The sequence below is a fragment of the Colwellia sp. MB02u-6 genome (assembly GCF_014077095.1).
In the GTDB taxonomy this organism is placed as follows: domain Bacteria; phylum Pseudomonadota; class Gammaproteobacteria; order Enterobacterales; family Alteromonadaceae; genus Cognaticolwellia.
Window position 1 is genome coordinate 58,547 of record NZ_JACGVG010000029.1, and the last position, 26,972, is coordinate 85,518.

24 protein-coding genes and 1 pseudogene are annotated in these 26,972 nt (G+C 40.0%); 17 read left to right on the top strand and 8 right to left on the bottom strand.

What is annotated here, in order from left to right; translation table 11 throughout:
• Positions 1–26: 26 nt before the first annotated feature.
• A complete protein-coding gene (locus H4J46_RS06560; RefSeq protein ID WP_182232739.1) occupies positions 27–248 on the bottom strand; it encodes a DUF1414 domain-containing protein in 222 nt (73 codons plus the stop codon).
• A 78-nt stretch (positions 249–326) separates the two neighbouring features.
• Here H4J46_RS06560 and yejK point away from each other — a divergent pair, with 78 nt between their 5' ends.
• From yejK to H4J46_RS06585, 5 genes are all read left to right on the top strand, one after another.
• Entirely contained in the window at positions 327–1,430 is a 1,104-nt protein-coding gene (gene yejK, locus H4J46_RS06565; protein WP_182232740.1) for a nucleoid-associated protein YejK, read from the top strand.
• Positions 1,431–1,511: 81 nt separating this feature from the next.
• Positions 1,512–2,555 carry a dihydroorotase gene (gene pyrC / locus H4J46_RS06570; protein WP_182232741.1) on the top strand — a complete coding sequence of 348 codons (1,044 nt, stop codon included), beginning with the start codon at positions 1,512–1,514 and terminating at the stop codon, positions 2,553–2,555.
• Positions 2,556–3,437: a 6-carboxytetrahydropterin synthase gene (locus H4J46_RS06575; RefSeq protein ID WP_182232742.1), complete on the top strand. Its 882-nt coding sequence runs from the start codon at positions 2,556–2,558 to the stop codon at positions 3,435–3,437.
• Complete coding sequence (locus H4J46_RS06580) at positions 3,430–4,272, top strand: M23 family metallopeptidase (protein WP_182232743.1); 843 nt, start codon at positions 3,430–3,432, stop codon at positions 4,270–4,272. Before H4J46_RS06575 ends, H4J46_RS06580 begins: the two co-directional genes overlap by 8 nt.
• Before the next feature lie 39 nt (positions 4,273–4,311).
• Positions 4,312–5,067, top strand: a complete 756-nt coding sequence (locus tag H4J46_RS06585) for an ABC transporter substrate-binding protein (RefSeq protein WP_182232744.1) — start codon at positions 4,312–4,314, stop codon at positions 5,065–5,067.
• A gap of 427 nt (positions 5,068–5,494) precedes the next feature.
• Here H4J46_RS06585 and H4J46_RS06590 read toward each other — a convergent pair whose 3' ends face one another.
• Positions 5,495–6,418, bottom strand: coding sequence for a LysR family transcriptional regulator (locus tag H4J46_RS06590; RefSeq protein ID WP_182232745.1), 924 nt, complete (start codon positions 6,416–6,418; stop codon positions 5,495–5,497).
• Positions 6,419–6,732: 314 nt separating this feature from the next.
• Here H4J46_RS06590 and H4J46_RS06595 point away from each other — a divergent pair, with 314 nt between their 5' ends.
• The 12 genes and pseudogenes from H4J46_RS06595 (at position 6,733) to H4J46_RS06650 (ending at position 19,567) form a co-directional block, all read left to right on the top strand.
• Entirely contained in the window at positions 6,733–7,437 is a 705-nt protein-coding gene (locus H4J46_RS06595; RefSeq protein WP_182232746.1) for a histidine phosphatase family protein, read from the top strand.
• A gap of 58 nt (positions 7,438–7,495) precedes the next feature.
• Entirely contained in the window at positions 7,496–8,263 is a 768-nt protein-coding gene (locus H4J46_RS06600; protein ID WP_182232747.1) for an SDR family oxidoreductase, read from the top strand.
• Positions 8,264–8,484: 221 nt separating this feature from the next.
• The gene (locus H4J46_RS06605; RefSeq protein WP_310650214.1) at positions 8,485–9,591 is read left to right on the top strand and encodes an NADH:flavin oxidoreductase; all 1,107 of its coding nucleotides are present in this window, start codon (positions 8,485–8,487) and stop codon (positions 9,589–9,591) included.
• Positions 9,592–9,701: 110 nt separating this feature from the next.
• Positions 9,702–10,925, top strand: coding sequence for an acyl-CoA dehydrogenase family protein (locus H4J46_RS06610; protein WP_182232749.1), 1,224 nt, complete (start codon positions 9,702–9,704; stop codon positions 10,923–10,925).
• Between the two features lie 37 nt (positions 10,926–10,962).
• Positions 10,963–12,063 (top strand): phosphotransferase family protein, encoded by a 1,101-nt coding sequence (locus tag H4J46_RS06615; protein ID WP_182232750.1) that lies wholly within the window; start codon positions 10,963–10,965, stop codon positions 12,061–12,063.
• A 106-nt stretch (positions 12,064–12,169) separates the two neighbouring features.
• On the top strand, positions 12,170–12,931 hold the full coding sequence (locus H4J46_RS06620) for an SDR family NAD(P)-dependent oxidoreductase (RefSeq protein WP_182232751.1): 762 nt from the start codon (positions 12,170–12,172) through the stop codon (positions 12,929–12,931).
• Between the two features lie 72 nt (positions 12,932–13,003).
• The gene (locus H4J46_RS06625) at positions 13,004–14,809 is read left to right on the top strand and encodes an acyl-CoA dehydrogenase (protein WP_182232752.1); all 1,806 of its coding nucleotides are present in this window, start codon (positions 13,004–13,006) and stop codon (positions 14,807–14,809) included.
• A 45-nt stretch (positions 14,810–14,854) separates the two neighbouring features.
• Positions 14,855–15,316 (top strand): MaoC family dehydratase, encoded by a 462-nt coding sequence (locus H4J46_RS06630; protein ID WP_182232753.1) that lies wholly within the window; start codon positions 14,855–14,857, stop codon positions 15,314–15,316.
• A gap of 80 nt (positions 15,317–15,396) precedes the next feature.
• Positions 15,397–16,326 (top strand): SDR family NAD(P)-dependent oxidoreductase, encoded by a 930-nt coding sequence (locus H4J46_RS06635; protein WP_182232754.1) that lies wholly within the window; start codon positions 15,397–15,399, stop codon positions 16,324–16,326.
• Between the two features lie 103 nt (positions 16,327–16,429).
• Positions 16,430–16,597, top strand: a pseudogene (locus tag H4J46_RS17130) (acetyl-CoA C-acyltransferase); the annotation flags it as partial.
• A gap of 187 nt (positions 16,598–16,784) precedes the next feature.
• On the top strand, positions 16,785–18,443 hold the full coding sequence (locus H4J46_RS06645; protein WP_182232855.1) for an AMP-binding protein: 1,659 nt from the start codon (positions 16,785–16,787) through the stop codon (positions 18,441–18,443).
• 125 nt (positions 18,444–18,568) lie between these two features.
• Complete coding sequence (locus H4J46_RS06650; protein ID WP_182232755.1) at positions 18,569–19,567, top strand: NADP-dependent oxidoreductase; 999 nt, start codon at positions 18,569–18,571, stop codon at positions 19,565–19,567.
• Between the two features lie 1,031 nt (positions 19,568–20,598).
• On the opposite strand, the gene fni is transcribed toward H4J46_RS06650, so the two are convergent.
• The 6 genes from fni to H4J46_RS06680 are packed head-to-tail and all read right to left on the bottom strand — an operon-like array spanning position 20,599 to position 26,902.
• A complete protein-coding gene (gene fni / locus H4J46_RS06655) occupies positions 20,599–21,627 on the bottom strand; it encodes a type 2 isopentenyl-diphosphate Delta-isomerase (protein ID WP_182232756.1) in 1,029 nt (342 codons plus the stop codon).
• Positions 21,624–22,430, bottom strand: coding sequence for a Brp/Blh family beta-carotene 15,15'-dioxygenase (locus H4J46_RS06660; protein ID WP_182232757.1), 807 nt, complete (start codon positions 22,428–22,430; stop codon positions 21,624–21,626). Before H4J46_RS06660 ends, fni begins: the two co-directional genes overlap by 4 nt.
• Entirely contained in the window at positions 22,427–23,545 is a 1,119-nt protein-coding gene (locus H4J46_RS06665) for a lycopene cyclase family protein (protein ID WP_182232758.1), read from the bottom strand. The genes H4J46_RS06660 and H4J46_RS06665 overlap by 4 nt, the downstream gene beginning before the upstream one ends.
• Positions 23,529–24,437, bottom strand: a complete 909-nt coding sequence (locus H4J46_RS06670; protein ID WP_220462966.1) for a phytoene/squalene synthase family protein — start codon at positions 24,435–24,437, stop codon at positions 23,529–23,531. Before H4J46_RS06670 ends, H4J46_RS06665 begins: the two co-directional genes overlap by 17 nt.
• Positions 24,438–25,937 carry a phytoene desaturase family protein gene (crtI, locus tag H4J46_RS06675; protein WP_259365707.1) on the bottom strand — a complete coding sequence of 500 codons (1,500 nt, stop codon included), beginning with the start codon at positions 25,935–25,937 and terminating at the stop codon, positions 24,438–24,440. It abuts the gene before it with no gap.
• Positions 25,934–26,902, bottom strand: coding sequence for a polyprenyl synthetase family protein (locus tag H4J46_RS06680; protein ID WP_182232759.1), 969 nt, complete (start codon positions 26,900–26,902; stop codon positions 25,934–25,936). The genes crtI and H4J46_RS06680 overlap by 4 nt, the downstream gene beginning before the upstream one ends.
• Positions 26,903–26,972: the final 70 nt, after the last annotated feature.

Here is a 26,972-nt window from a genome sequence, read left to right on the forward strand (position 1 = left end):
TGAATGTTGCTGATTATTTATACGTTTTATTTAGAATTTTGTATAGATTGTTTTAATGCATTGGTAAAATTGTTTACTATTGCCTCTCGTTCCTTTTTCGGCACATTATTTGTAATAATTTCTGTTAGGGTATTTCCTAGGCACATTAGCGCTAGATCAGGGGTTGCAGACTCGTTAACGAGTACATCAAGCAAATCTTTAATAATTTTTTCTACACGTTCGTTGGAATACTTGGATACAATAGGCATCTTATACACTTAATGGTAATTTAATAAACAGACTTAAGTTTATCAAATGCCCGAACAATATAATACTGACCTTTATCTATGAGCTTAATAATTTCGAATATTGCACTGCATTTTTTAACAAAAAAAGAAGAAACTGGCGAAGTTGTACTCAGGTTAGGTCCTGAGAATGTTGCAGCTAGCAGTAAAATTGAAAGTTTTGTTGATGCACTACATAAAATATACAACAGCAAAGGCAGTAAGGCCTACGGACATTTTTCTGCTATGCCAGCCCAAGGCGACAAAGCACGATTTGTTGATATTATGGAAAGCTATCTGGGTGATTCACAAAGTTTTCATCAATTTAGTAGCCAAGCAGGAAATTTACTTAAAAATGAATTAGAAAAATATGACCTTGCAGAAACCGGCTATTTAATTGTTTGCCATTACGAGTATATGGGTGGACGCTACTTACTAGCGGCGATAATTCCTATTTCTGAACATTATTCAGTTGATGGTGATTTACATATTTCAGCTGATCAACACCTTGATACCAATAAGCTTCAGTTAGCGGCTCGCATCGATTTATTCGATTATCAGAATAATGCCCAAGGTAACCGTTATATTTCTTTTATTAAAGGTCGCGCGGGCAGAAAAGTGTCTGACTTTTTCTTAGATTTTTTAAGCTGTGAAGAAGGCTTAAACTCAAAAGAACAAACCCAAACCTTAGTGCAAGCGGTTGAAGATTATGTTGCGGTTAATCAATTTGACGCCAATGAAAAACAACACAGTCGTAAAGAGCTCTTAAGTTACTGCAAAGAGCAAAAAGAGTCGGCGCAAGATGTTTCATTGCAAGAAATAAGTCATGTGATTAAAACCGAAGAGAGCGGCCAAGATTTTTATAAGTTTTGCCAAGAGCAATCATACCCCATTGAGGAGTCGTTTCCTCATGATCAAGCCGTAGTGAATAAAGTCACTAAGTATGCGGGTTATGGTAACGGTATCAGTTTAAGCTTTGAGCGTAGTCATTTTGGCCAAGATGTGGTTTATAATCCGGCCAATGAAAGTATTACCATTTATAAAGTGCCGCCAAATTTAAAAGATCAACTACTAGCGTTATTAGAAAGTAATGCGAACCAGAGCACTAGCCAAAGCCAAGCCATAACGTCAGAGCTAAGCTCAGAAGGCTCTGAAAACGAATACTAGCATTAGCTCAAGCTAATAAGTGATAAAACATATTGTCTACTAACGGCAGTAGCACATGAATAGATTACATTAGGAAAGAAAATGACTACATTAACGATTACTCGACCAGACGACTGGCATGTACATTTGCGCGATGGCGCGAGCTTAAGTAACACCGTTGCTGATATTAGCCGCTACTTTGGCCGTGCTATTATTATGCCAAACCTAGTACCACCGGTAACCAATGCTGAATTAGCGCGTCAATATCATCAGCGTATTATGGCGGCAAAGCCGAGTGCACAGTTCCAACCGCTAATGGTGTTGTATTTAACCGATCAAACCAGCGCAGAAGATATTAAAGCGGCAAAAGCCTCAGGTATTGTTTATGCGGCCAAGCTTTACCCCGCAGGAGCGACAACAAATTCTTCATCTGGCGTAACTAACATCGACAATCTTGCCCCAGTATTTGCGGCGATGGAAGCAGAGAACATGCCTTTATTGGTGCATGGTGAAGTAACCAGTCACGATATTGATATTTTTGACCGTGAAGCGGTCTTTATCGATACTATATTGCGCCCACTGGTGGCAAAACATCCAACATTAAAAATAGTGTTGGAGCATATCACCACCAAAAATGCGGTTGATTTTGTTAAAGCAGCGGGTGACAACGTAGCCGCCACCATTACCGTTCATCATTTATTATTTAATCGTAACCACATGTTAGTGGGCGGTATTCGTCCACATTATTATTGTTTGCCAATATTAAAACGTAATATTCATCAAGAGGCCTTAGTTGCCGCCGCGACCAGTGGCAGTGATAAATTTTTTCTAGGTACAGACTCTGCGCCGCATTCACAACATGCAAAAGAGAATGCCTGTGGTTGTGCCGGTGCTTACACCGCACATGCTGCTATCGAGTTATATGCTGAAGCATTTGAACAAGCCGGTGCGCTAGATAAGCTTGAAGGTTTTGCTAGTTTACATGGTCCTAAATTTTATAACTTACCGGTAAACACTGACAAAATAACCCTAGTTAAAGCGGCATGGACTGTACCGGCCACCATGGCTTTTGGTAACGACGAAGTGGTGCCTATTCGCGCGAATGAAACCATTGCTTGGCAAGTTAAGTTGGAGGAGAGTTATTAAATGCAGTTATTTGTAAATGATTTAACCGTTATCGACTTCTCGTACTGTTGTGCGGAACGTGGCATTGTGGGCGAAAGTTGGATTGTTGATGTTTTGCTTGAGGGTAGTTTAAATGAAATGAGTATGGTGCTTGATTTTGCTGTGGTTAAAAAGCAAATTAAGGCCATTATAGATGATGCGGTTGATCATAAATTATTATTGCCCATGCAAAATGACACCGTTAGTGTCGAAGTTTCCTCGCATCGAGCAGGTCATGAACTTGTAAATTTCAGTGCCAAGCAGGGTAGCTACTATTTACAATCACCGAGCTGTGCATTTGCCAAAATAGATATCAAGCAAATAGACATCGCCGCGGTGAAAAATTATTTAACCGATATAATTTTGAGTCATTTACCAAAAAATGTTCAAGGTTTGACACTAAATCTACGGCCAGAAAATATTGAGGGTGCGTATTATCACTATACCCATGGTTTGAAATTGCATGACGGTAATTGTCAGCGTATCGCTCATGGTCATCGTTCAAAAATTCATATCTATAAAAATGGTCAACGCTCAGCAGCGCTTGAAGCGGCTTGGAGTTCACGTTGGCAAGATATATATCTTGCGAGTGAAGCTGACCGCATGGCGTCAAGTGAGATAGAATTGTCAGCTACTGCGATGACTAATTTGACTCCCGATCACCAATTATTTTCTTACTTTGCGCCACAAGGTCGATTTGATATTGCCGTGCCAAGTAACATTTTAGATGTGGTTGATTGCGACTCAACGGTTGAGTTATTGGCTGACTTTATTGTGCGCCAACTTAAACAGCAAGCACCGAACGATGAATTTAAAGTAGTTGCTTTTGAAGGTGTTGCTAAAGGAGCCATTGCTAATGGCTAAACAGTATTCATTATTATTAACACTCACCTTCATAGCTAGCTTAGTTGCCACACAAGAGCTGTCAGCAAAAACATCAACTCAAACACAGCTGAGTGAGCAGTTTTTTCAAGGGGCGTTAATTGTAGGTAAAACAGCGCCAGAAAATAAAGTCATGCTTAATGGTAAAGTGATTAAAGTCTCTTTAAACGGCGACTATGCGTTAGGCTTTAGCCGAGATGAAAAAAATAATAGTGAACTCACCATCATTAACCCAAGTGGCGTAATAGAAAAGCAGATATTAAAACCGCTAAAACGTGAATACAACATTCAACGGGTTGAAGGTATTGCTAAAAGCATTATGAACCCTAACAAAAAGGCCAATATCCGTGTTAGGGAAGATAATAAAAAGATTAAAGCCGCTCGAAAAATTGACAGTAACTTAATCGCGTTTGCCAAGGGATTTATTCCCCCTATTGAAGGAGTAATTACCGGTGTTTATGGTAGTCAACGTTATTATAACGGTGTGCCTAAATGGCCACATTATGGTTTAGATTATGCGGGTGATACAGGCGACGCTGTTAAAGCGCCTGCCGATGGTACTGTGCTTATGTTTGTCTCTGATATGTTCTACTCAGGTGGCACAATGATTATAGATCATGGCCATGGTGTTAGTTCAACATTTTTGCATTTAAGCGCTTCATATGTCAGTGTTGGCGACAAAGTAAGCAAAGGACAACTGGTCGCTGCTGTGGGTGCGAGTGGAAGAGCTACAGGCCCACACTTAGATTGGCGCATAAACTGGTTTAATATGCGCTTAGATCCAGCATTAGTCTTAAAGCTCAAGCCTTTGAAATAAAAGTAAAAATAATTTAGTTAAGGCATAAATTAGGTTGCTATGAAAAAATTTCTCTTCTTAGTTTGTTTAATGGTAAATTTTACTAGTTATGCCAAAGATCTTTATGTTGGATGGGAGCTTTGGTTTCCTTACCAATATCGTAATAGCCAGCAAGAGCTTGTCGGCTTAGATTTTGAAATTTTCAACACAATATTTGCCAAAGTTGGTTATACAACAGAATATACTGAATTACCCTGGAAGCGACATTTACACTATATAAAAACCGGTGAAATGGATGTTGCTATGGGCGCGTCATTAAGCGAAGAAAGACGGCGTTACGCTATGTTTAGTGAACCTTATAGGCAAGAGACCGTGCATTTATTTGTTAGAAATGGCCAAGCTAATAGCATTAAGTTAGGTAGATTATCAGACTTAACCAACAGCAATTACATAATTGGTATCGAAAGCGGTTATTATTACGGTGATGAATATCAAGAATTAATGAAAACGGTTGAATTTCAAGAACATATTGTTGAAGTTGTTGATATTGAAGAGAATGTAACATTACTATTAGCTGGGCACATTGATGGTTTTTTGGTTGATCCGGCCACTATTAAAGCCTTCTCTGACAAGTATAAAATGACTGGAGAGTTTGAAAAACATGCTTTAAGTATTTACCAGGCAGACATTCATCTTATTTTTAGCAAAAAATCAGTTAAACCTGACGTGGTTACAGCGATTAATCAGGCCATTGGTGATTTAAAAAAATCGGGTGAGTTAGATAAAATAATTAATAAATGGAATCATCTTAATTAAGTGTAAAATCACTTTTCAATATCGAGTTTTAGTACGATGAATAAATGTAAAGCCACACTTGTTGGCTGTTAAGTTAGACCGGATCAGGTAAAATAATATAAAAATCTTATTTGAGCTTTAAAGCTGACTTTAGTGAGTCGGTGTTAACTGTTTTTAAATCTTAGCTTATCTTAGGCCAGCTAACCCAATAGACTAAATTTCACCGTTAATATTGTTTTTCCTTATTAATATCAATCTCACTAATTATCTGATCATTTTACTGGTTAAAATAACCAACTACTGCGTTATTTATTTAATAATTAGAACAATTATTTATTAAATAAATGCCTTATATTTGGCTGTTTTTCCTGCGTATAAAGTAGGCCACCTAATTAATGAAATTGGTATAAGTTCATTGCCGCTATTGCTTTCGGTTAAGTGTTTTCGATCAAGGATTTTGGCTATTAAATGTTGAACTTGTCGATGCAGTTTGAATAATTTGATTTCTTAACCATTTATTTGCTGGGTCAAAATCGACATTGCTGTGCCAATATAAATGCACGTCAATATCGTGCAAACTCACGGGTAAGGAAAATATCCGTAAATCAAGCAGCTGGCTGTACATTTGCGCTGTTGTTTCAGTCAGAGTTAGCAACATGTTGTTATCGGCAATGACTTGGCAGGCAGAAAAGGCATGCTGACACCTCAAGCCAATTTTTCGTTGTAGTCCTAATCGTCCTAACTCAAAATCTTCAATACTTAATCCTACTGTGCGAGATGAAACCAGTACATGCTCTTGTGCGAGGTAGGTGGCTAAATCAAGTGTCGATTTTACAATAGGGTGATTTTCTCGTGCTAGTACCACTAATTTGCTTTGATCTAATTGGGTATGCAAAATATTGTCACTAACCGGCAATAAGGTATCTATCGCTAAATCAATATCACCACTGGCCAATTTGTTTTCCAATTCATGGCGATTGACTCGGCGACTACTTTGTAAATTAATTAAAGGCGCTTCTTTTCTGATGCGTTGCATTAAAGGGGGTAAGTATGAGGCTTCTAAAGCGCCATGTAGCGAGATATTGAAGTTATTACGCGAGACTAAAGGTTCAAACTGTCTAGACTGCGCCAAGCAAACTTTTAATTGCTGTAAGGCTTCACGCACATCGGCAATAACATTATTGGCAACCGGTGTCGGCCGCATCTGGTTACCTTGACGAATAAATAAAGCATCATCAAAATTATGCCGAAGTTTACTTAATGAATGACTCACGGCAGGTTGCGATAAGTTAAGGGCTGAGGCCGCTTTGGTAATATTCCCTTCACAGTAAATCGCTTCAAACACCACAAATAGATTTAAATCTACTTTCATACTTTCTCCATTTAGTTTAGCAAGCATTAAGCCACTATTGGCAATGTTATTATTTCAATATCAGTTCTTTTTTTGCTACTAGTTAGCTAGATTACAAGTAATCTCCCTTCTTATCTATTCATAATTTGAATAGTAAGTTATAAGAACTATTCATTTGTTTAATTTATTGTAGGCACTTAGCATAGATTAATGGCGTTAAGCTGATATTTTAATCATGACAATGGCAAGTAATAAACTGGTAAGCAATAAAATGATCATAAAAGAATGTTTAAATTTAATTCAAAACCAATACGTTATGGCAGCAGCCTAGTTTTATGGCCGCTATTTATCTGATTCGTCATGGCCAAGCCTCATTTGGTAAAGCTGATTATGATCAGTTATCCAAAAAAGGGGCGATGCAATCTCAGTTATTGGGTAAATCTTGGCAGTCATTGCCGGCGCCTGATCATATTTTTTTGGGAGATTTACTACGCCATGAACAAACCCTTGAAAACTTTTCATTAGGTTATCAGGTGAGTAAACCCGCGAGGGTTTTACATTCAGGTTTTAATGAGTTTAACCATGTAGAAGTACTAACACGTTATGATGCCCAATGGAAAAATTTTGCTGATAAGGTAGCAAAAACAAATAAGTTACCCAACGCCAATCAAGTTTTTCAAGCAGAATTTTCACTGGCAATTAAACGCTGGATTGGTGGCGCATACGACAGTGATTATATTGAGAGTTGGCCACAATTTAAAAAACGTTGTATCACAGCTTTGCAAGACGTTATTAACCAAGAATTAATGAATGCCAAGCGGTCAAACGATATATGTATTTTTACCTCGGGCGGTACAATCTCTGTACTTGTTCAACATATATTAGGTTTATCAGATCAAAATACACTGGCAATAATTCAACAGTTACGTAATACCGGTGTGACCAAATTACTCTTTTCAAAAAAAAACTTAAGCATTGATTATTTTAATAATTATAGTCATTTAACTCAAGCGGGCACTGACTGGGTTACTTTTAGGTGAGATAAGCGTTGAGAGACAAGTAAAAATAAAGACAAAATTTATAACAAGGAATGAAGATATGAGTACCAATTTGTTTGATTTAACAGGAAAAATTGCTTTAGTTACCGGTGCAAGCAGAGGCATTGGCGAGCATGTCGCTAAACTGCTCGCAGAAAACGGCGCTCATGTTATTGTCTCGAGTCGTAAAATAGCAGGTTGCGAAGGCGTTGTTGAGCAAATTATTGCCGCGGGTGGCAGTGCACAAGCCATTGCTTGTCATATTGGTGAAATGGAGCAGATAGAAGCCATATTTGCTCAAATATCAGCAGAGCACGGTAAGCTAGATATATTAGTGAACAATGCCGCGACAAATCCATATTTTGGTCATGTATTAGATACTGATTTAGCGGCGTTTCAAAAAACGGTTGACGTGAATATTCGTGGTTACTTTTTCATGTCAACGATTGGCGCTAAATTGATGAAAGCAAATAACGGTGGGGCGATTGTTAACGTGGCTTCTATCAATGGTGTTATACCGGGTGATTATCAAGGTATATATTCTATTACTAAAGCTGCGGTTATTTCGATGACCAAAACGTTCGCGAAAGAATGCGCTCAATTTAACATTCGTGTTAATGCCATATTACCCGGTGGCACAGACACTAAGTTTGCCTCTACCTTAGTTAATAATCCAAAAATATTAGCACAAATGCTGCATCACGTACCGATGAAGCGAGTGGCTCAGCCTGAAGAAATGGCGGGTACTGTTTTGTACTTGGTTTCCAACGCTTCAAGTTACACCACAGGTACGGCGATTAATGTTGATGGCGGCTATTTGATTGGCTAAGTAATTAATAGCCCTTTAAATTGATATAACAAGTGTAAATTAGTGGTGACTTAGGCTGTCAGACTTATTGTCGCCACTTTAGTTAATTTACTCAGAGCAAATAAAAATGAAAGAGTTTAGGGAATAAGATGACTAGCATTGACGCAGAAACAAAGGTAGAAACAAAAACTGATAATAAGGGCGTAACTAACACCTTAACTAAAGCCGTAACTAACACCGTAATTAGTGCCGCTAAACTTTTTCAACCCATCTCTATCGGTGGTTTAACCTTAAAAAATCGTACTGTCATGGCACCGATGACCCGGACATTTTCGCCAAACTATATTCCAACCGACGAGGTAGCTCAATATTATCGTCGCAGAGCCGAAGGTAGCGTTGGCTTAATTATTACCGAAGGCACTTTTATCTCACATAAAGCCGCCAACGGTTATGAGCGTGTGCCGGCTATTTTTGGTGAAGAAGCTTTAGCGGGCTGGAAACATGTGGTTGATGAAGTTCATGCCGCCGGTGGAAAAATTGCCCCGCAGTTATGGCATGTAGGCTCAGTACGTAAAGAAGGCATAGGCCCAGATAAGGCCATACCGGCTTATAGCCCCTCAGGTTTGTATAAGCCGGGCACGCCCAACGGTATTGCCATGAGCCAAGCAGATATTGATGAAGTGGTTAGCGCATTTGCTCAAGCGGCTGCTGATGCTAAAGTTATTGGTTTTGACGCGATTGAAGTGCATGGCGCGCATGGTTATTTAGTTGACCAATTTTTTTGGCAAGGCACCAATCAACGCAGCGATAAATATGGCGGTTCATTAGAAAATAGAGCACGTTTCGCTGTTGAAATAGTGCAAGCTATTCGCCTTGCTGTTGGTGAAGACTTTCCAATCATTTTTAGATTTTCTCAATGGAAGCAACAAGATTACAAGGCTAAGCTTTGTCAAACACCTGAAGAATTAACCACATTGCTATCGTTACTGAGCAATGCGGGTGTTGATATTTTTCACGCCAGTACACGCCGCTTTTGGCTACCTGAATTTGAAGGTTCAGCCCTTAATCTTGCTGGTTGGACAAAAAAAATCACTAATAAACCGGTTATTACTGTCGGTAGTGTGGGTTTAGATAGTGATTTTACGGGTGAAGGCAGTGTCGATCTTGGGGCAACATCAAACCCAACCAGTATCGATGGTTTGTTGGCACGTTTAAATAATGATGAATTTGATCTGGTCGCTATCGGCCGAGCATTGTTAGTTGATCCAGAGTGGGTCAATAAAATTAAAGACAATAAAGCCGATGAAATCGCACAATTTAATAAAGCCGCGCTGATGAAATTAAGTTAATCGCCATCGCAGAAGTGTTCGCGATAGTGTGAATTTAAGACTGCAGAGGGTTAATGGCGCTAAAACGACATAAATAACAGCCAGATATTAAAAAATAATGAGGATCACCCATGGATTTTGAATACAGCGACAAAGTGAAAGAATTAATGGCACGTGTCGGCACATTTATGGACAGCCATGTTTATCCTGTTGAAGCACAAATGCATGAGCAAGTAGCTCAGGATCAATGGTCAACCCCACCCTTAATGGAAGCACTTAAAGCCAAGGCGAAAGCGCAAGGCTTATGGAATTTATTTTTACCGGTAAGTTACGGTAAATATAGTGCCGGGCTAACTAACTTAGAATACGCGCCTCTTGCCGAAATTATGGGCAAAGTGATGTGGGCACCAGAAGTGTTTAATTGCGCGGCCCCTGATACTGGGAATATGGAAGTATTGGCTAAATATGGTAATGAAGCACAGAAAAAAAAATGGTTAGAGCCGCTACTTGAAGGAAAAATTCGTTCAGCATTTGCCATGACTGAGCCAGAGGTTGCCTCAAGTGATGCGACTAACATTGCATTACGCATAGAACGTGAAGGTGATGAATATGTTATCAATGGTCGCAAATTTTATATCAGTGGCGCCTGTCGCAAACAATGTGAAATTATGATCGTGATGGGCAAAACTGATCCTGACAATAGCAATCGCTATATTCAGCAGTCTCAAGTGCTAGTGCCGATGCAAACACCGGGCGTCACTATGGTACGTCCAATGCAAGTATTCGGTTATAACGACGCGCCCGAAGGGCATGCTGAAATCACCTTTGACAATGTCCGCGTACCGGTTGAAAACATTATTGTCGGTGAAGGTAAAGGTTTTGAAATTGCCCAAGGTCGTTTAGGCCCAGGCCGCATTCATCATTGCATGCGCTCTATTGGCGTAGCACAACGTGCGCTTGATTTAATGTGTCAGCGGGTTAACGAGCGTATTGTTTTTGGTCGCCCCATGATCAAACAGCAATCAGTGCGTGAAGACATCGCTATTTCTGCTTGCCAGATTGAACAAGCACGCTTAATGACCTTAAAAGCGGCGCAAAAAATGGACACTGACGGTAATAAAGCCGCTAAAGATATTATCGCTATGATTAAAATCGTCGCGCCAAGTATGGCACTTGATGTACTTGACCGTGCTATTCAATGCCATGGCGCCGTTGGTGTCAGCCAAGATACCTTTTTGGCTCATGCTTTTGCGGGCCAAAGAACCTTGCGTTTAGCGGATGGCCCAGATCAAGTACACATGATGCAACTTGGCCGCGATTTAGTTAAAAAGACAACCTCAGGTCAATTGCTGTAAACATTGAGCAGGTTAAACCAATGAAAGAGATAAACAGATGACAGCAAGCTTTGCTTTTGATGTAGAAAAATTAACTCAATACCTTGAGGCTCATGTCGTAGGTTTTATTGGCCCTATCACATTAAGCAAGTTTACCGGTGGGCAGTCAAATCCTACTTTTAAAGTCACGGCTGAATCGGGTCTGTATGTATTGCGCAGCCAACCACCGGGTAAATTGTTAAAATCTGCTCATGCCGTTGATCGAGAATTTGCAGTGCTTGATGCTCTTAAATGTAGTGACGTACCTGTTGCTCAAGTCTATCACCTTTGTCGCGACACCGGTATTATTGGCGCTATGTTTTACTTGATGGAGTTTTGTGATGGTAGCGTTTACTGGAGTCCGTCATTAGCTGAAATTTCAACCAATGCCTATCGTAGCCAACTATATGATGCAATGAATAAAACCTTAGTCGCTCTGCACAACGTTGATATTGACCTAGTGGGTTTAGGTGATTATGGCAAAGCAGGTAACTACTTTGAACGACAATTTGGTCGATGGTCTTCGCAATATCGTACGACAGAATTACAGAAAATTTCGGCGATGGACCAGCTGATACTTTGGCTTGAAAAACACCTGCCTGAAGACGATGGCCGAGTTTGCTTAGTACATGGTGACTTTCGCTTAGACAATATAATGTTTGTCAAAGACCAGCCTAAAGTTATGGCGGTGCTGGATTGGGAATTATCGACGTTAGGGCATCCTTTTTCTGATTTAGCTTATCAATGTATGCAGCTGCGTATGCCACAAGGAATGGGTACTATCGATGGCCTGCAAGGGGTTGATAGGGTGAGTTTAGGCATACCCACAGAAGCAGAATATGTTGCAAGTTACTGTCAACGTATGGGGATTGACCATATCGACAATTGGACCTTCTACCTAGCATTTAGCTTTTTTAGATTAGCAGCAATAGTGCAAGGCGTGGCAAAACGTGCTTCAGAGGGTAACGCATCAAATAAACAGGCCAATAAAGTGGGGGCCTTTGTTGAACCTCTAGCGCAAATGGCTTTAAATATTATTGAAAAAACGGACGAAAAACCAGCTGAACAAACAACAGCACACTTAGCAAATAAATCTTCAAAAAAATCAACAGATAAGTAATGTCAAAGGTAAGTGTTGAAGAAAAATATCGCTATGTAAATTGATAGATAACGACGCGTTAGAACAAAAAATTCATCAACAATATTTGTAATGTAAGGGAAATACTATGGATGCACTATTAGATTTTACTGGAAAAGTAGCAGTTATTACCGGCGCAGCGCAAGGCTTTGGACAGCTGTTAGCACAAGAGTTGGCTAAGCGTGGCGCCAAGTTAGTGATCAGTGATATTAACGAGTCTGGTGTGTTAAAAGTTGCTGAAGATATAGCATCAACCGGCGCTGAGGTTATTGCACTGGCCTGTGATGTTTCAAAAAATGATGACTGTAAAGCCATGGTCGACACCGCGATTAAACACTTTGGCCGTGTTGATATAGGGGTTAATAACGCCGGTGTTGCCCACGAATTTATGCCACTACATGAGATAGACGAAGCCATAATGGACAGTCAATTTGCCATTAATGTTAAAGGTGTTCAATTTGGTATGCGCCATCAAATACAACAAATGTTGCAACAAGGTGAAGGTAGCATCCTCAATGTGAGTTCTATGGCTGGCCTAAGTGGTGCCGCCAGAGGTAGTGCTTATGCGATGGCTAAACATGCGGTGATTGGTTTAACCAAATCGGGTGCGGTTGAATATGGTCGTGACAATATTCGTATCAATGCCATTTGTCCATTTTTTACCTTAACGCCTATGGTGACTAATTTTGCTGACCAAGAACAACAAAAGAAAATGGCTAGAGGCGCCCCAATGAATCGCTTAGGCAAACCTAAAGAAATTGTTGCCATGATGCTGATGATGTTATCTCCAGCCAATACCTACATGACAGGGCAATGTATCGCCATAGATGGCGGTGTTTCAGCGCAATAAGTTAATAACCATGTAGTAACTTGCAATAACTCGCTGTTATTGAGTTAAGTAAAAAGATGAGAAGATAATTTTATGTCTGCAACATTAATGAATGAACGTGATCTTGAATTTATGCTCTATGAGCTTTTTGATAGTGAATCACTGATAAAACGAGCACGCTACCAAGACCATGACCGTCAGACTTTTAATGAGGTCATTAATACGGCTAAAGCCATAGCTGAGAAACACTTCTTACCTATTCGACAAAAACTTGATACGCATCAACCTACTTTTGACGGTAAAAACGTCAGTCTTATTCCTGAGTTAAAACCTGCTATTGAAGCGTTAATAGCCTCGGGTATTTCTTCAGCTAGTGCAGATTTTGCCTCAAATGGCATGCAATTACCGCCCATTATTGCAAGCGTGGCTAACACCTATCTAACCGCCGCAGGTGGTGTTGGCTTAGGTTACAACATGTTGACCACAGCTAATGCAAATTTACTGCAAGCCCATGGTAGCCAAGCCCTGATTGAAAAGTGGGTTAAACCCATGCGCTCAGGACGATTCATGGGCACCATGGCGATGACCGAGCCAGGCAGCGGCTCAGGGCTTGGCGATTTAATCACCAAAGCGGTTAAGTCTACAGATGATACTTATCGCATTAGCGGTAATAAAATTTATATTTCTGGTGGTGATCATGACTTAAGTGAAAATATTGTCCATCTAGTACTTGCGCGAGTACAAGGCGCAGTGAAAGGTATTAAAGGTATTTCATTATTTGTCGTGCCTAAATTTTTAGTGAACCATGATGGCACTCTGGGGGAAGACAATGAGGTAGCGCTGGCGGGCTTATTTCACAAAATGGGCGGTCGCGCTCATACCTCGACAGCCTTAAGTTTTGGTGAAAAAAATGGCTCAGTTGGTTACTTAGTAGGTGAAGAGAATCAAGGGCTTAAATACATGTTTCATATGATGAATGAGGCACGTATTATGGTGGGTACTAGCGCTGCAACGCTAGCGATTGCCGGTTATCAATATTCACTTGATTATGCAAAAAACCGTCCACAAGGGCGCTTGCCATCATGCAAAGATCCACTTTCTCCCATGGTTAATATTATTGAACACGCTGATGTTCGCCGTATGTTACTCGCGCAAAAGGCCTATGCTGAAGGCGCACTTGCACTGGTGCTTTATGGCTCACAACTGAGTGACGACGAAAAAACGGCCCCCACAATTGATGCACAACAAGATGCACAAGTGTTATTAGACTTTTTAACGCCAATTATAAAAACCTGGCCGTCAGAATATGGTACTAAAGCTAACGACTTAGCTATTCAAGTATTGGGTGGACATGGTTATATTAATGAGCATCCTGTTGAGTTGTTTTATCGTGACAATCGCTTAAATGCTATTCATGAAGGCACCACAGGTATTCAGTCGTTAGATTTATTAACCCGTAAAGTACCGATGAATAAAATGGCCGGCTACACAGCAACCCTAGCCGAAATTTATAAAACCATTGAACAAGCAAAACCCTATAAAAATTTAGCTGAATTTTCTAGCCAACTTAGTGCCGCTGTTGAGACCTTAAAACAAACCACTCAAGTGGTATTAGGTGCAATGTCGACCCACAATATCGATTTGGCTTTAGCTAACTCAGTAAAATATCTTGAATTTTTTGGTCACGTTATTGTCGCGTGGTTATGGTTAAAACAAGGCATAGTAGCTAGTAAAGCACTGAGCAAAAAACTACATCAAACCGATGAGCATTTTTATCACGGAAAGCTGCAAGCATTACAATATTTTTATCATTTTGAGTTACCAAAAATAGCGCTATGGTCGAGTATTTTAGTTAATGCAGACAGTACAACCTATGACATGGAAATAGACTGGTTTTAAAGCTTAACGAGCATTAAATAACCATGCGCTAAAGAGATATTTACTATGCCAACCATAATAACAAAAGATCAATTAGCCAACTACATTGGCTTTGAAGCTGAGCCAACCCCTTGGCACCAAATAACGCAGGCGCAAATTAATCAATTTGCTGATTGCACCCTAGATCATCAATTTATCCATATTGATGAAAAAAAGGCAAAAGCCACGCCATTTGGTTCAACCATAGCCCATGGATTTTTATCTTTATCAATGCTCTCTCATTTTGCGGAAGACTTTAGTGTCATCATTGAGGGTTGCTATATGGGTTTAAACGCGGGTTTTGATAACGTCAGGTTCTTGCAACCGGTTAAGGTAAATAGTCGCGTTAGAGCACAGGCTAAAACGCTAGCGATTGAAGAGAAAAAACCAGGGCAATATCGTTTATCTACCAAAGTGACAGTTGAAATTGAAGGTTGCGACACGCCGGCATTAGTGGCGGAATGGCTTTCAGTGCAAATGGTGAAATAACGCTATCTATCGTCTAAATGTGGATTGTCTAAATATGGGCAATTAATAAACAATAAATTAAAGCCTGTTAAGGAAATATTATGCCAATAAGTTTTGAAGGTAAGGTCGCCATTGTTACGGGCGCGGGTAATGGTTTAGGCCGTTCACACGCTTTAGCACTTGCAGCACGTGGTGCAAAAGTGCTGGTGAATGACTTAGGTGGTGCGCGCGATGGTAGCGGTGCATCGTCACAAGCCTCTGAAGACGTGGTGGGTTTAATTACAGAAAATGGCGGTGAAGCTATTAGTCACAGTGCTAACGTTGCCAATTTTGATGAAGTACAAGACATGGTGAATCAAGCCATGAAAAAATGGGGTCGTATTGATATCTTGATTAATAATGCCGGTATTTTACGTGATAAATCTTTTGCTAAAATGAGCTTAGATGACTTTAAACTAGTGATGGATGTTCATGTTATGGGCTCAGTTAACTGCACTAAAGCGGTTTGGGACATCATGCGCGAACAAAACTATGGCCGTATTGTGATGACCACCTCTTCAAGTGGTCTGTATGGTAATTTCGGTCAAGCAAATTATGGCGCGGCAAAAATGGCGGTGTTAGGTTTAATGAATACCTTAGTACTTGAAGGCGCAAAAAATAATATTCGCGTCAATGCCCTAGCGCCAACAGCAGGGACACGTATGACGGAAGATTTAATGCCGGCAGAAATTGTCCAAGCTTTTGCACCTGAAGCGGTAACGGCTGGCCTTTTAACACTGTGTGATGACGACGCCCCTAATCGCTTTATTTTATGTGCTGGCGCAGGCGGCTATTCAAGTGCCAGTATTATCGAAACCGAGGGTTGTTTTCTTGAGGGGCAAAACCAAAATCCTGAAACTGTGCGTGAACAATGGCCCGAGTTAACTAATCAAACTGGCCAAGTGGCATTAGCATCAGGTGCCAAACAAGGTGAAAAGTTTGTTTTAAAAGCCATGGCTTTTATGAAATCACAACAAAATAGTCACGCGTAACTATTTAAATATAAAATTTGCGAATAAGTTGGATTAAATTGTGCCGGTTACAGCAACAAAATTAGTGATGGACAAAGCAACAGATGCTATTAGTAAAGTATAAGTTTTATATTGTGCTCAAAAGTTGGGTATTCTAGAAGATCTTCGGAATGTAAATGGTGGTGCTATTGCAATTGGTCATCCATAAGGCATAAGCGGCACACGTATGGTTATGTATGGGTTAATTGAAGGTAAACGACGCTGTGTGAAATATGTGGTGATCAGCATGTGAATTGGTGGGCAAGGTGCAGCAGGTTTATTTGAAGTACTTTAAACATTAAGGCAATGTAGCAGGGTAGCAAAAATAATAATAACATCACTTTTTAAATATCAGATAGTAAGTGCCGATGATTAAAGGTCACTTAATAAGGTGGCTTAACAAGGTCACTTAAAAAATGAATAATTGGGGAGAGAATAAAATGGAAAGAATTTGGCTTGAAAAAAGTTACCCAAAGGGTCTAGCATTTGAAATAGATCCAGACAAATATCACTCTTTGGCAGATTTGTTTTTAAAATACACCAAACTTTATAAAAACAATACCGCCTTTATTAATATGGGTGCCAGTATTTCTTATCAAGAACTTGCACAACAAGCCACTGACTTTGCAGCTTATTTGCAACAAGATTTAGGATTAGTTAAAGGTGATAAATTTGCCATTATGATCCCAAATACCCTGCAATATCCTATCGCATTATTTGGTGCATTGATTGCTGGACTCACTGTGGTTAATGTCAATCCGCTTTATACCCCGCGTGAATTACAACACCAATTAAAAGACTCGGGCGCAAAAAGTATTCTTATTCTTGAAAACTTTGCTCATGTACTTGCCGCCGTTATTGATAAAACTGACGTAGAGCAGGTTATTATTACCGGTGTTGGTGACCGGTTAAGTAAAATTAAAGGCGCTATAATTAATGGCGTATTAAAGTATGTTAAGAAGCAAGTACCCCCGTACCATTTGCCTCAAGCAGTAAAATTTAATCAGGTAATGGCAAAAGGCGCGGCGCTTAATTTTACGCCAGTTGAGGTGGTGGGTACTGATTTAGCTTTCTTACAATATACTGGCGGCACAACCGGACCTTCAAAAGGTGCAATGTTAACCCACCGTAATATGGTTGCTAATCTTGAGCAATCTAATGCTGCGACTAAAAATGTTTACGAGGTTGGCAAAGAAATTATGGTCACCGCGTTACCGCTTTATCATGTTTATGCCTTAACCTCTAACTGTCTGTGTTTTATACCCTTCGGGGGCACTAATTTATTAATTACTAATCCTAGAGATATGGCCGGTTTTGTTAAAGAATTAGCTAAATACCCTTTTACCATCATAACCGGTGTAAATACTTTATTTAATGGTTTATTACATACTCCAGGTTTTGACAAACTTGACTTTAGTCCACTAAAACTTGGTTTTGGTGGTGGTATGTCTGTGCAACGTCCCGTCGCAGAACTTTGGGAAAAGGTCACTGGCACACGTTTATTAGAAGGTTACGGCTTAACTGAGTGCGCACCCTTAGTGACGATGAGTCCCTATAACCAAGAAAACTACAATGGCTCTATCGGCATTCCAGTTTCTTCAACAGATATTCGTTTAGTCGATGATGATGGTATTGATGTTGCGCTAGGACAGCCTGGTGAAATGTGGGTAAAAGGCCCACAAGTGATGAAAGGTTATTTTAATCGTCAAGCTGCCACTGATGAAGTATTAAAAGACGGTTGGTTAGCAACCGGTGATATCGCCACCATGGACGAGAATGGCTTTTTTAAGATTGTCGATCGTAAAAAAGACATGATTATTGTCTCTGGTTTTAACGTTTTTCCCAATGAAATAGAAGAAGTACTTGTGATGCACCAAGGGGTACTTGAAGCGGCAGCCATTGGAGTTAAAAACGATGCTAGCGGTGAAGCAGTAAAAGTGTTTATTGTTAAAAAAAATCCTAACTTAACCGAACAAGACATTTTTGATCACTGTCATGAAATGCTAACCAATTATAAACGTCCTAAGTTTGTAGAATTTATGGATGAATTACCCAAAAGCAACGTTGGCAAAGTGCTGCGAAAAGAATTACGCACCTAAACTGTTAAATCGACACTATTTTCCGCTATCGGCTTAATAAAAATTAACCACTGCTTTATCTGGTTGTCAGGCTTTATTAATCAGGCTCTGTATACTCAGTAAAGAAGATAACTGAGAGAAATTTAATGACTACTTATACCGCAATTAATTTAATCGCTCGTCCAGGTGCTGGACCCATTGGCCCAGAACTATTTGAAATTGTGAAAGTAGCAATGCCAACCGTTGGAGAAGGTCAGTTTTTAGTAAAACAAAACCATATGTCGCTTGACCCAGCCATGTTTGGTTGGATGAGTGCTGACACCGAAAGTTATATTCCGCCGGTGGCATTAGGTGACGTGATGCGCAGTTCAGGCATTGGCGAAGTAGTAGCAAGTCAACATGCTGACTTTAAAGTTGGCGACCGCGTTATGGGCATGATGGGCTGGAAAGAATATCACTTAAGTGACGGTGCAGGCTTGAACAAAGTTGCTGCGCCGCTGCCAGATGAAGCGATTTTATCGGTATTTGCTTTACCGGGCTTAACCGCCACACAAGGTTTGTACAGTATAGGTAAGCCAAAAAGTGGTGAAACACTGGTTGTTTCTGGTGCAGCAGGCTCGGTTGGCTCAATTGTTGGGCAGTTAGCGAAAGCTGATGGCCTTAGAGTTATTGGCGTGGTTGGTAGTGATGAAAAAGCCGATTGGATTATTAACGAATTAGGCTTTGACGGTGCTATTAATTATAAAACAGATAATTTAGCTGAAAAATTAGCCGAGCTTACCCCAAATGGTATTGACGTTTACTTTGAAAATACTGGCGGCCCAATACAGCACCATGTCTTTGAAAGAATGAATGCGCATGGTCGTATTGTCGTTTGTGGCTTAATTGCCGATTATCCAAAACAAAACCCTGACTTAGCGCCAAATTGGATCCCGATCATCAAAAAACGTTTAACGATACAAGGTTTTACCATGCCAGATCATTTTGGTGAAATTCCAGCCTTATTAGCCAAGCTTACACCTTACGTGATGCAAGGAAAAATCAAACATCGTGCGCACGTTTTAGAAGGGCTTGATTCCGCAATTACAGGCTTGAACTTATTCTTCACGGGTAAAAATAAAGGCAAGTTAATCGTAAAAATTTAACCAGTTAGCGAATTATTTTTGCTTGTAAATATTTGCTATAGTCATAAAATCACCCTGGCACTTTAGCGTTCAGCGCCAGGTTTTCGTAATCTTGTACCTGAAAAGGGTGATTGGCTGGTACTTTTAAGCTGAAAAGTATCGTTAGCATTGGCTTCATTAAAAGATGATTCAAAGAGAGTCTTAACTTAAATATAAGGAAACTAAAATGAGTATATCGGTGTTTAAGCAGTACTAAGCGATTTGCTCATTATTAATTTAGGTAATATTTGTGAAGCCATGTGTGGTTTGGAAATTAAGTATCAAAATTAAGGCCGTTTAAAAACGCTTTGGCCTTGTATTTAGTTAATCTCAATGCCCATAACCTTGGTAATGTGCTTTTTTTAAAACTCAATGGATGCCAATAACGGGTTATCGCTCATTTATTGAAGCTTAAAATGCAGTTGTTAACTATATCATTGGATATTACAGCAAAGTTAGTCCTCACAGTTATAGCGAAGGATTAACAACGAATGAGTCAGATAAAAGATATTTGCTAGAATACAAATCCGTGGCCAGTTTTACTTGACTACTACAATCCCATGCAGCGGTATTAATCAAGTTCACTCCATATAAAAACACATTTACCCCAGTGTATTCTCTAAAAGTGTGTTTTGATAATACTTTTAATATAAGTCCTGCTTAACGATACAAGAGGTTGGTACTGATTTAACTAACAAAATTAACATATCGATAACCGGTAATTATGAAATTATGTCGCTTCCTAACTGGTTTCGGTAGATGTTCTTAAAATTTCAAAAGTAAATTTCGAGCTTCTCAACAAGTTTTTTGTAGCGAACTACTTTTAAATACCGGAAGGAAAAAAAGTGGAGCATCAGTACTGGGCATTATGAAATATAGGCCCTTTATTTAGCTAACACTGATACGTTGAGGATATGTGACGAGGCTTTAGGCGATTATTTTTGTATTAATTATCAACCGTGAGCATATTTACTACGTACACCAAAAATAGGTGGTTAACCTTGATGTTTTTTCTACCCATGTTCTCCCTTATTAACCTCTTTTTGAAGCGAAGCTTTACGCAAATCTGATAATTTCTGACTGCCGGTTAAGAACATCGCCCAGCGTAACTGCTCTTTAAAAATAGAGATTCTTTCAATAACCGCTTCTGTGGAGATTAAGGCTGGTGCCAAAAAAGGTTGGGCTAAAGCGGTCATTTTAGCGCCTAATCGAATACAAATTGCTATATCTAGACCATTGCGAATACCACCTGATCCAATGAAATTCAAGGTCGGACATGCTGTATGCACTGTAGGCAGTATTTCAATCGTGTCCATACCCCAGTCAAGAAAAGGGCTAGCAATTTCTTGTTCCCGTTCAGATCCGTTTCGTGCTAATTCAATGCTTGCCCAGTTGGTACCTCCACGTCCAGCAATTTCAATCCAGTTAATGCCTGCATCCATTAATGTTTTAACGCTATTGGGGCCAATACCTGCACCAACTTCTTTAACGATAACAGGTACGTTAAGCTTTTCAGCACAGTGTTGAATCGCCTCTAATACATGCTTCCAGTTTCGGTCGCCATTTGGCTGTATTAACTCCTGTAGCGGATTAAGGTGAATAACCAACGCGTTAGCTTCTACAGATTCTACCGCACGCTGAGCGAGATCAACGCCATGTTGCTGAAGTTGAGTGGCACCTAAGTTACCCAGTACAATAGCTGAAGGCGCCCATCGCCTGACGTTTTGTGGTAATCCACGTTCTAAAGCCGCTCTTTGAGAGCCTAATGACATGGGAATATTACATGCTTGAGCAGCTTCAGCAAGATGTTGGTTAATAATCTCACCATTATCACAACCACCTGTCATTGCGCCTATCATAAATGGCGCTGCGATAGGCATATCCAAAAAATAACTATCAAATTCGACATCTTGAAGAGACATTTGAGGAAGTGGGTTAGGCTCAAATCGAATACGGTCAAAACCAGCCCCGCAACGAGCCTGATGTTTAGGCTGCAATGCAAGCTCAATATGATCCGCTTTGCGGGTACGAATATCAGTCATTTTAGCTTCCCTCGTAGGTAGAGTTTTCTATCCGCGTAATCGACCAGTAACATATGGGGTAAGGTGAGTGCCGCTAAGCCAATAAAGGTAATATTTATTAATGCGATAGAAGAAGGTTCTTGATAAAAATAAAAAATAAATCCTACTGAAATCCAAGAGATAACAGTATATATCGATGCTTCAGTTATACTGCGATGTCGCTCAGTTCCCTCTAAACTATGCCACAGACGCAATATATGTCCTCTGCTGTGCCAAAGACAAAAGTACAAAGAGAAGCTAATTAATGGTGGAAGCATAAAAACCAACCCAATAAAAACCAGTAGGCTAATTAAAGGTTTACGATATTGAGCTTGCCGATAAGCAAAGAAAAAATAGCCGACTAAACAAAGTAACCAAGGGAAGAATAAGTTAGTGATGACGTTCATCAATAAACTCGCATTATCCGCACCCACCAAAATTGTAAAAATAGGCTCAACCAATGTTGGCTGAAGGCTGGGAATAACGATGCAAATCAAACCGCCATGAGCTGCCCAAGGTAATACATCAGTACCTACATCAATAATATCACTCGCACCAAAGTGCAGTGCTGATATCAGTAAAAATACACTGAGACTCGCTAATGGAAATAACCACCAAAGCACAGTAACTAAAGCGGCTAAAACAATATAAGTAAAGTGAAAGACAAACCATGAAATAATACTAGTTGGCCAACCAATACGACGGGCAACGGCGCCATCTAGCCCACCATGAGGTACGCCAAATAATAAAACAGCGAAAATCGCAAGGATATCCCAGTTTGTCATTGAAGGAATATCTGTTTTATAAAGGGTATTTTTGGCATTGCTAATATCACTTTAGCCCAGTCAATAAATGAAGCAGAGCCAAGCATAAAACGCGCGAAACCGTCAGCATCCAAAGCTTTTGCTGTGCGTACCATAATAGTAACGCCAAGTTCAGGTTGTGCCATCAAAACACCATTGAATATTTTATCCATATAGTTTAAAAAGGGGCCAATAGGCACTGGAACTGAAAAATCACCACGACTGATACCCTCAGAAAGCTCACTAATTTGTGCCTGTATATTTGCAAAAGCATAACCTGATGAAAGCCTTACAGCACCACTTGCAGCACCAATGGCGCCAGATTTTATAGCTAATGGATTTAATGACTGCATAGGGATAACCCCAGTTTCTTCACCTAATTTTTCTTCAATTTCAATGTCTTGCTTCTCAAGCCACTGGTGAATAGCCTGCCGATACCACTCTTTATCTTCCAGGTGTTTAGATATCATCGTTGATTCAATTAATAAACGTCGGTCTGAAAAAGGCAATACATAAATAAAATGGAGTCCACGAGATTGGTCTACGCGAAAATCCATTAAGGTTGCAATTTTAGGATTGGTAATGGGCGTTTTTGTACGGATATCCCAGCCTAAAAAATGTTGCTTTAAACTGTCTTTGGACACTTTTGGAGGTCTACTATCATAAATTCTTTTAGCTTTGTATTGTTGTCCTGCAGCATTAAATGAACCGCCTATTCCCTCGGTACAAATATTTTCAGCTGCAGCACGAATTAAATCAACCCCTTCAACTAACTCACTCTCGCATTGTGCCATATACTTAGCCGCACTTAGGCTGATGTAGTGAAATTTTTCACTACTGTGGAGCACTTCAGTATGATGGTCAACAACTCGCCATTGCTGCCAACTGCCTTTAATAGCTGCCTTGAACTGCTTTTTTTGTGCGCTGTTAGCCCACAAAGCCCAACTACAATCACGCTCAGTGGGTGTTTTTGGCTCTACAACAACCGCAGAGAACTTACTTAACTTAGCAGCAAGTGTTATACCGGCACTCCCTCCACCGATAATAGCGATATCAAGTTCGGTTGATTTACTCGAAGTATTATGGAGAAATGACACCAGATAACCCCTTTAAATGTCGATGCAATGGCTCATGATGAGCTGGAACTTTTATGGGTCTAAGATCCATAATACTGCGTAAACTTAATAATGCTTTTTTGGGCGTGGCAACATAAACTCGCCCATGCCACCAACAAAAGTGACGATTTCTCAGTAATACACCAATTTGTCGATAAACACGCAAGGCAACAGTAATAGAAAAACGCGATCGAAATGGTAAGAGTTGAATACCCAGTAGAGCACTTTCATAGTATTCCTCTGCAAGATCGAGCATACGCTTAATCGCCAGAGCGACAGGCTTGTAACTTGTGGTATCTATCTCAGCAATATCCGAGGCAGATAAATTTACCCAACTTGCAGGTAAATAACGGCGTCCCATGTGTGCATCTTCCAAAACATCTCGGGCAATATTGGTTAACTGCATAGCAATGCCGAGGTCTATAGCAAAGCTTTCTGCACGATCTTCTTTACACTTTAGCACTCGGCACATCATGATTCCAACTGTGCCAGCGACCGCATAACAATAACGTAATAATTCCGTTTCATTTTCAAAAGCAGCAGGAGTTTGGTCACTTAACATACCATCAAGTAATTCTTCTGCTGCAGCAAGAGGAATGTTGTTATCAGTGGCGAGTTTGAGAAAAGCAATTATTTCAGCATCCACAGGTTGGTTATCACCCTTTAGACACGCACGAATATTTTCGAGTAATGCCTGACGGTCTGGGATGTCTCCATCGGCTAGATCATCAACATAGCGACAAAACTTGTAAAGTTGCGCTGCACTGCTCGCTAATTTTGGACCAAGAAATAGACTGGCCCAATAAAATGATTTTCCATGACGAGCCAGTAATTTTTTTGGTGATAAATTATCTAGCTGCAAATTATCCATCATCTATCCCCCCGATCCTACTTCAACACCCGTTAATAACTCTTCGACCACTTTAGCTGAGCTTACAACACCCGGAAGACCAGCACCGGGGTGAGTGCCGGCGCCAACAAAGTAAAGGTTAGAAATAGCGCTATCACGATTATGAAAACGAAACCAAGCTGATTGAGTAAGTCTTGGTTCAATAGAGAAACCAGCACCATGCATAGAGCGATAGTCTTTTGCAAAATCCTCTGGTGTCATCCAGAATACTTCTTCTATTACAGAGGAGAGATCTGGTAATATTGTTTCTTCTAGGGCAGTAACAATACGATCACGCAATACTTCTGCTTGAGTGCTCCAATCAACATTACCTTGTAAATTCGGTACTGGACACAAAACGTAAAAAGATTCACACCCCTCTGGCGCAAAGCTCTTATCTGTTGCCGTAGGTCGGTGCACATATAAACTAAAATCTTCACTCATCTTTTTATCATCAAAAATTTCGGAAAGTAATTCTTTAAAACGGGGACCCATCCAAATACTGTGGTGAGCCACATCGGGATATAGTTTTTTAGTACCAAAATATAAAACGTAGAGTCCCATACTATATTGCTTCTTAATTTTTGGCAGGCTAAGTTTACTTTTAGGGAGAAGATGTCGATAACAAGTTTCGGGATCTCCACCAAAAACCACTAAATCACAATTAATTGTTTGGTTATTACTCAGTCGAACTCCAGTAGCCGTATTTTGGGTAACCATAATTTCATCCACATCAGCACCAAATACAAGTTTGATACCCTGGCGTTCCATGAGTGCACCTAATTCATCAACCAATTTCCCAGTGCCACCCATACAAAAGAATACTCCCCAGCGGCGTTCTAAGTAGTGGATCAAGGTATAAATAGCGGTAGTCTTAAAAGGATTTCCACCGACTAATAAAGGATGAATTGAAAATGCTTGACGAATCAAAGGATGTTTCAAATGGCTATTTACCATTTGAGAAACAGTTTTATAACATTTTAATATTAATAAAGCAGGGATCTGTTTAACCATATCCCAAACACGTGTAAAAGGCCTATGCACAAGTTGTTTAAAAGCTACGTCGTAAACTTTTTTAGATTTTTCTAAAAGCTTTAGATAGCCGTCAGCATCTTCGGCACTAAAACGTCTTATCTCTGTAAGGGTATCCTCAATACTCGCACAATAGTCAAATTGTCTACCGTCGGCAAAATGAAATCGATAGAAAGGATCTAAAGGGACGAATTCTAAATGGTCTTCTATTTTTTCGTCAAAAAGTTCAAACAACTCATCAAATAAAAAAGGTGCCGTTATGACTGTTGGACCCGCATCATGGCGATATCCACCACGCTCAAATACTTGAGCCCTACCACCTAGACTATTGAGACGTTCAAGCAAGGTTACTTGATATCCTAACGCTCTTAGTCTCAGGGCCATAGCTATGCCAGCAAAGCCTGCACCAATCACGACTGCTGTTTTGTCTGTTACCATTATTTTTGCATTCAACCAGACCACCCCTGATGTTTAATCACTGTTTTTTGTTTTACTGAGGCAACCAATCCATAAACTACTGGTTGAAGTGGTGTGGGTAACTGATTAACAAGCTGCTCTGCTTTTACTAACCAATAATCGACAGATTCGTTAGCGTGAAGTATGACGTCACTTGAAGCGATACGCCGCTGCCAATGAGTTAATAACAAATTATCATTAGACAGATACCAGGTATTAAAATCGTCTCGTCCCAGACCTTCTTGGGCAAATAAACTAATAACTAAGTTCGGTTTTCGTCCGTCTAAATCACATGATCTGTGGCTAGAAGGTACAATATCATCAATGTCGTTACGGCCTTGATAAGCGAGACCACAAAAGCCAATTAACGTTTCCAAAGACCTTAAACTGTCTGAATTACTACTTAAACCTGCAGCCAAGGCAGCACCTTTAATAGGCGCAATTAGCAGTGGCGCAGTTTTACCTTTGGCAATTCGTTGCCACTCGGCTAATTCAGCACATTGGCGTTGAGTAATATCTGATATTTGACCACTGCAGGTTTCTTGCATGGATTGTGCGAGAAGTCCAACGAGTAGACCACCGTAAGAACTATTTCGTGAGGCTAATTCAAAAGCTTTAGCAACCATCCAATCGCCTAAACACAAAGCCATGTCAGAACCAAAATGCTTATTAATACTTTCTTGTCCTCGACGGTGAGTACTAGAGTCGCTAATATCATCGTGGATTAATGATGCGTTGTGTAAAAGTTCACATGCTGCTGCCCAATGCAAATTATCATGCTCATTTAAGCCTAAAGCCACACCACTTGATAAAGCAAGTTGAGCTCGAAAATATTTCCCTGGGTTTTTAAAATGATAGTTAGCAGCCTTAGTTAGGCTACTGTTTGAATTCGGCATTTCACAACTATAAAGTGTGTCTAATGCTTGTAACGTAAGAACATTATTTTTTATTGTTGGGAACATTATAAGTACCCTTAAAACACGTAACCTATAAATGGTTACTTTGTTATTTTTATTTTGTTAAAAAGGAGGA

What these genes read in the sequence shown, in the direction of transcription:
- H4J46_RS06560 (WP_182232739.1), bottom strand. Translation starts at nt 248, where the DNA reads ATGCCTATTGTATCCAAGTATTCCAACGAACGTGTAGAAAAAATTATT.
- yejK (WP_182232740.1), top strand. Translation starts at nt 327, where the DNA reads ATGAGCTTAATAATTTCGAATATTGCACTGCATTTTTTAACAAAAAAA.
- pyrC (WP_182232741.1), top strand. Translation starts at nt 1,512, where the DNA reads ATGACTACATTAACGATTACTCGACCAGACGACTGGCATGTACATTTG.
- H4J46_RS06575 (WP_182232742.1), top strand. Translation starts at nt 2,556, where the DNA reads ATGCAGTTATTTGTAAATGATTTAACCGTTATCGACTTCTCGTACTGT.
- H4J46_RS06580 (WP_182232743.1), top strand. Translation starts at nt 3,430, where the DNA reads ATGGCTAAACAGTATTCATTATTATTAACACTCACCTTCATAGCTAGC.
- H4J46_RS06585 (WP_182232744.1), top strand. Translation starts at nt 4,312, where the DNA reads ATGAAAAAATTTCTCTTCTTAGTTTGTTTAATGGTAAATTTTACTAGT.
- H4J46_RS06590 (WP_182232745.1), bottom strand. Translation starts at nt 6,418, where the DNA reads ATGAAAGTAGATTTAAATCTATTTGTGGTGTTTGAAGCGATTTACTGT.
- H4J46_RS06595 (WP_182232746.1), top strand. Translation starts at nt 6,733, where the DNA reads ATGGCCGCTATTTATCTGATTCGTCATGGCCAAGCCTCATTTGGTAAA.
- H4J46_RS06600 (WP_182232747.1), top strand. Translation starts at nt 7,496, where the DNA reads ATGAGTACCAATTTGTTTGATTTAACAGGAAAAATTGCTTTAGTTACC.
- H4J46_RS06610 (WP_182232749.1), top strand. Translation starts at nt 9,702, where the DNA reads ATGGATTTTGAATACAGCGACAAAGTGAAAGAATTAATGGCACGTGTC.
- H4J46_RS06615 (WP_182232750.1), top strand. Translation starts at nt 10,963, where the DNA reads ATGACAGCAAGCTTTGCTTTTGATGTAGAAAAATTAACTCAATACCTT.
- H4J46_RS06620 (WP_182232751.1), top strand. Translation starts at nt 12,170, where the DNA reads ATGGATGCACTATTAGATTTTACTGGAAAAGTAGCAGTTATTACCGGC.
- H4J46_RS06625 (WP_182232752.1), top strand. Translation starts at nt 13,004, where the DNA reads ATGTCTGCAACATTAATGAATGAACGTGATCTTGAATTTATGCTCTAT.
- H4J46_RS06630 (WP_182232753.1), top strand. Translation starts at nt 14,855, where the DNA reads ATGCCAACCATAATAACAAAAGATCAATTAGCCAACTACATTGGCTTT.
- H4J46_RS06635 (WP_182232754.1), top strand. Translation starts at nt 15,397, where the DNA reads ATGCCAATAAGTTTTGAAGGTAAGGTCGCCATTGTTACGGGCGCGGGT.
- H4J46_RS06645 (WP_182232855.1), top strand. Translation starts at nt 16,785, where the DNA reads ATGGAAAGAATTTGGCTTGAAAAAAGTTACCCAAAGGGTCTAGCATTT.
- H4J46_RS06650 (WP_182232755.1), top strand. Translation starts at nt 18,569, where the DNA reads ATGACTACTTATACCGCAATTAATTTAATCGCTCGTCCAGGTGCTGGA.
- fni (WP_182232756.1), bottom strand. Translation starts at nt 21,627, where the DNA reads ATGACTGATATTCGTACCCGCAAAGCGGATCATATTGAGCTTGCATTG.
- H4J46_RS06660 (WP_182232757.1), bottom strand. Translation starts at nt 22,430, where the DNA reads ATGACAAACTGGGATATCCTTGCGATTTTCGCTGTTTTATTATTTGGC.
- H4J46_RS06670 (WP_220462966.1), bottom strand. Translation starts at nt 24,437, where the DNA reads ATGATGGATAATTTGCAGCTAGATAATTTATCACCAAAAAAATTACTG.
- H4J46_RS06680 (WP_182232759.1), bottom strand. Translation starts at nt 26,902, where the DNA reads ATGTTCCCAACAATAAAAAATAATGTTCTTACGTTACAAGCATTAGAC.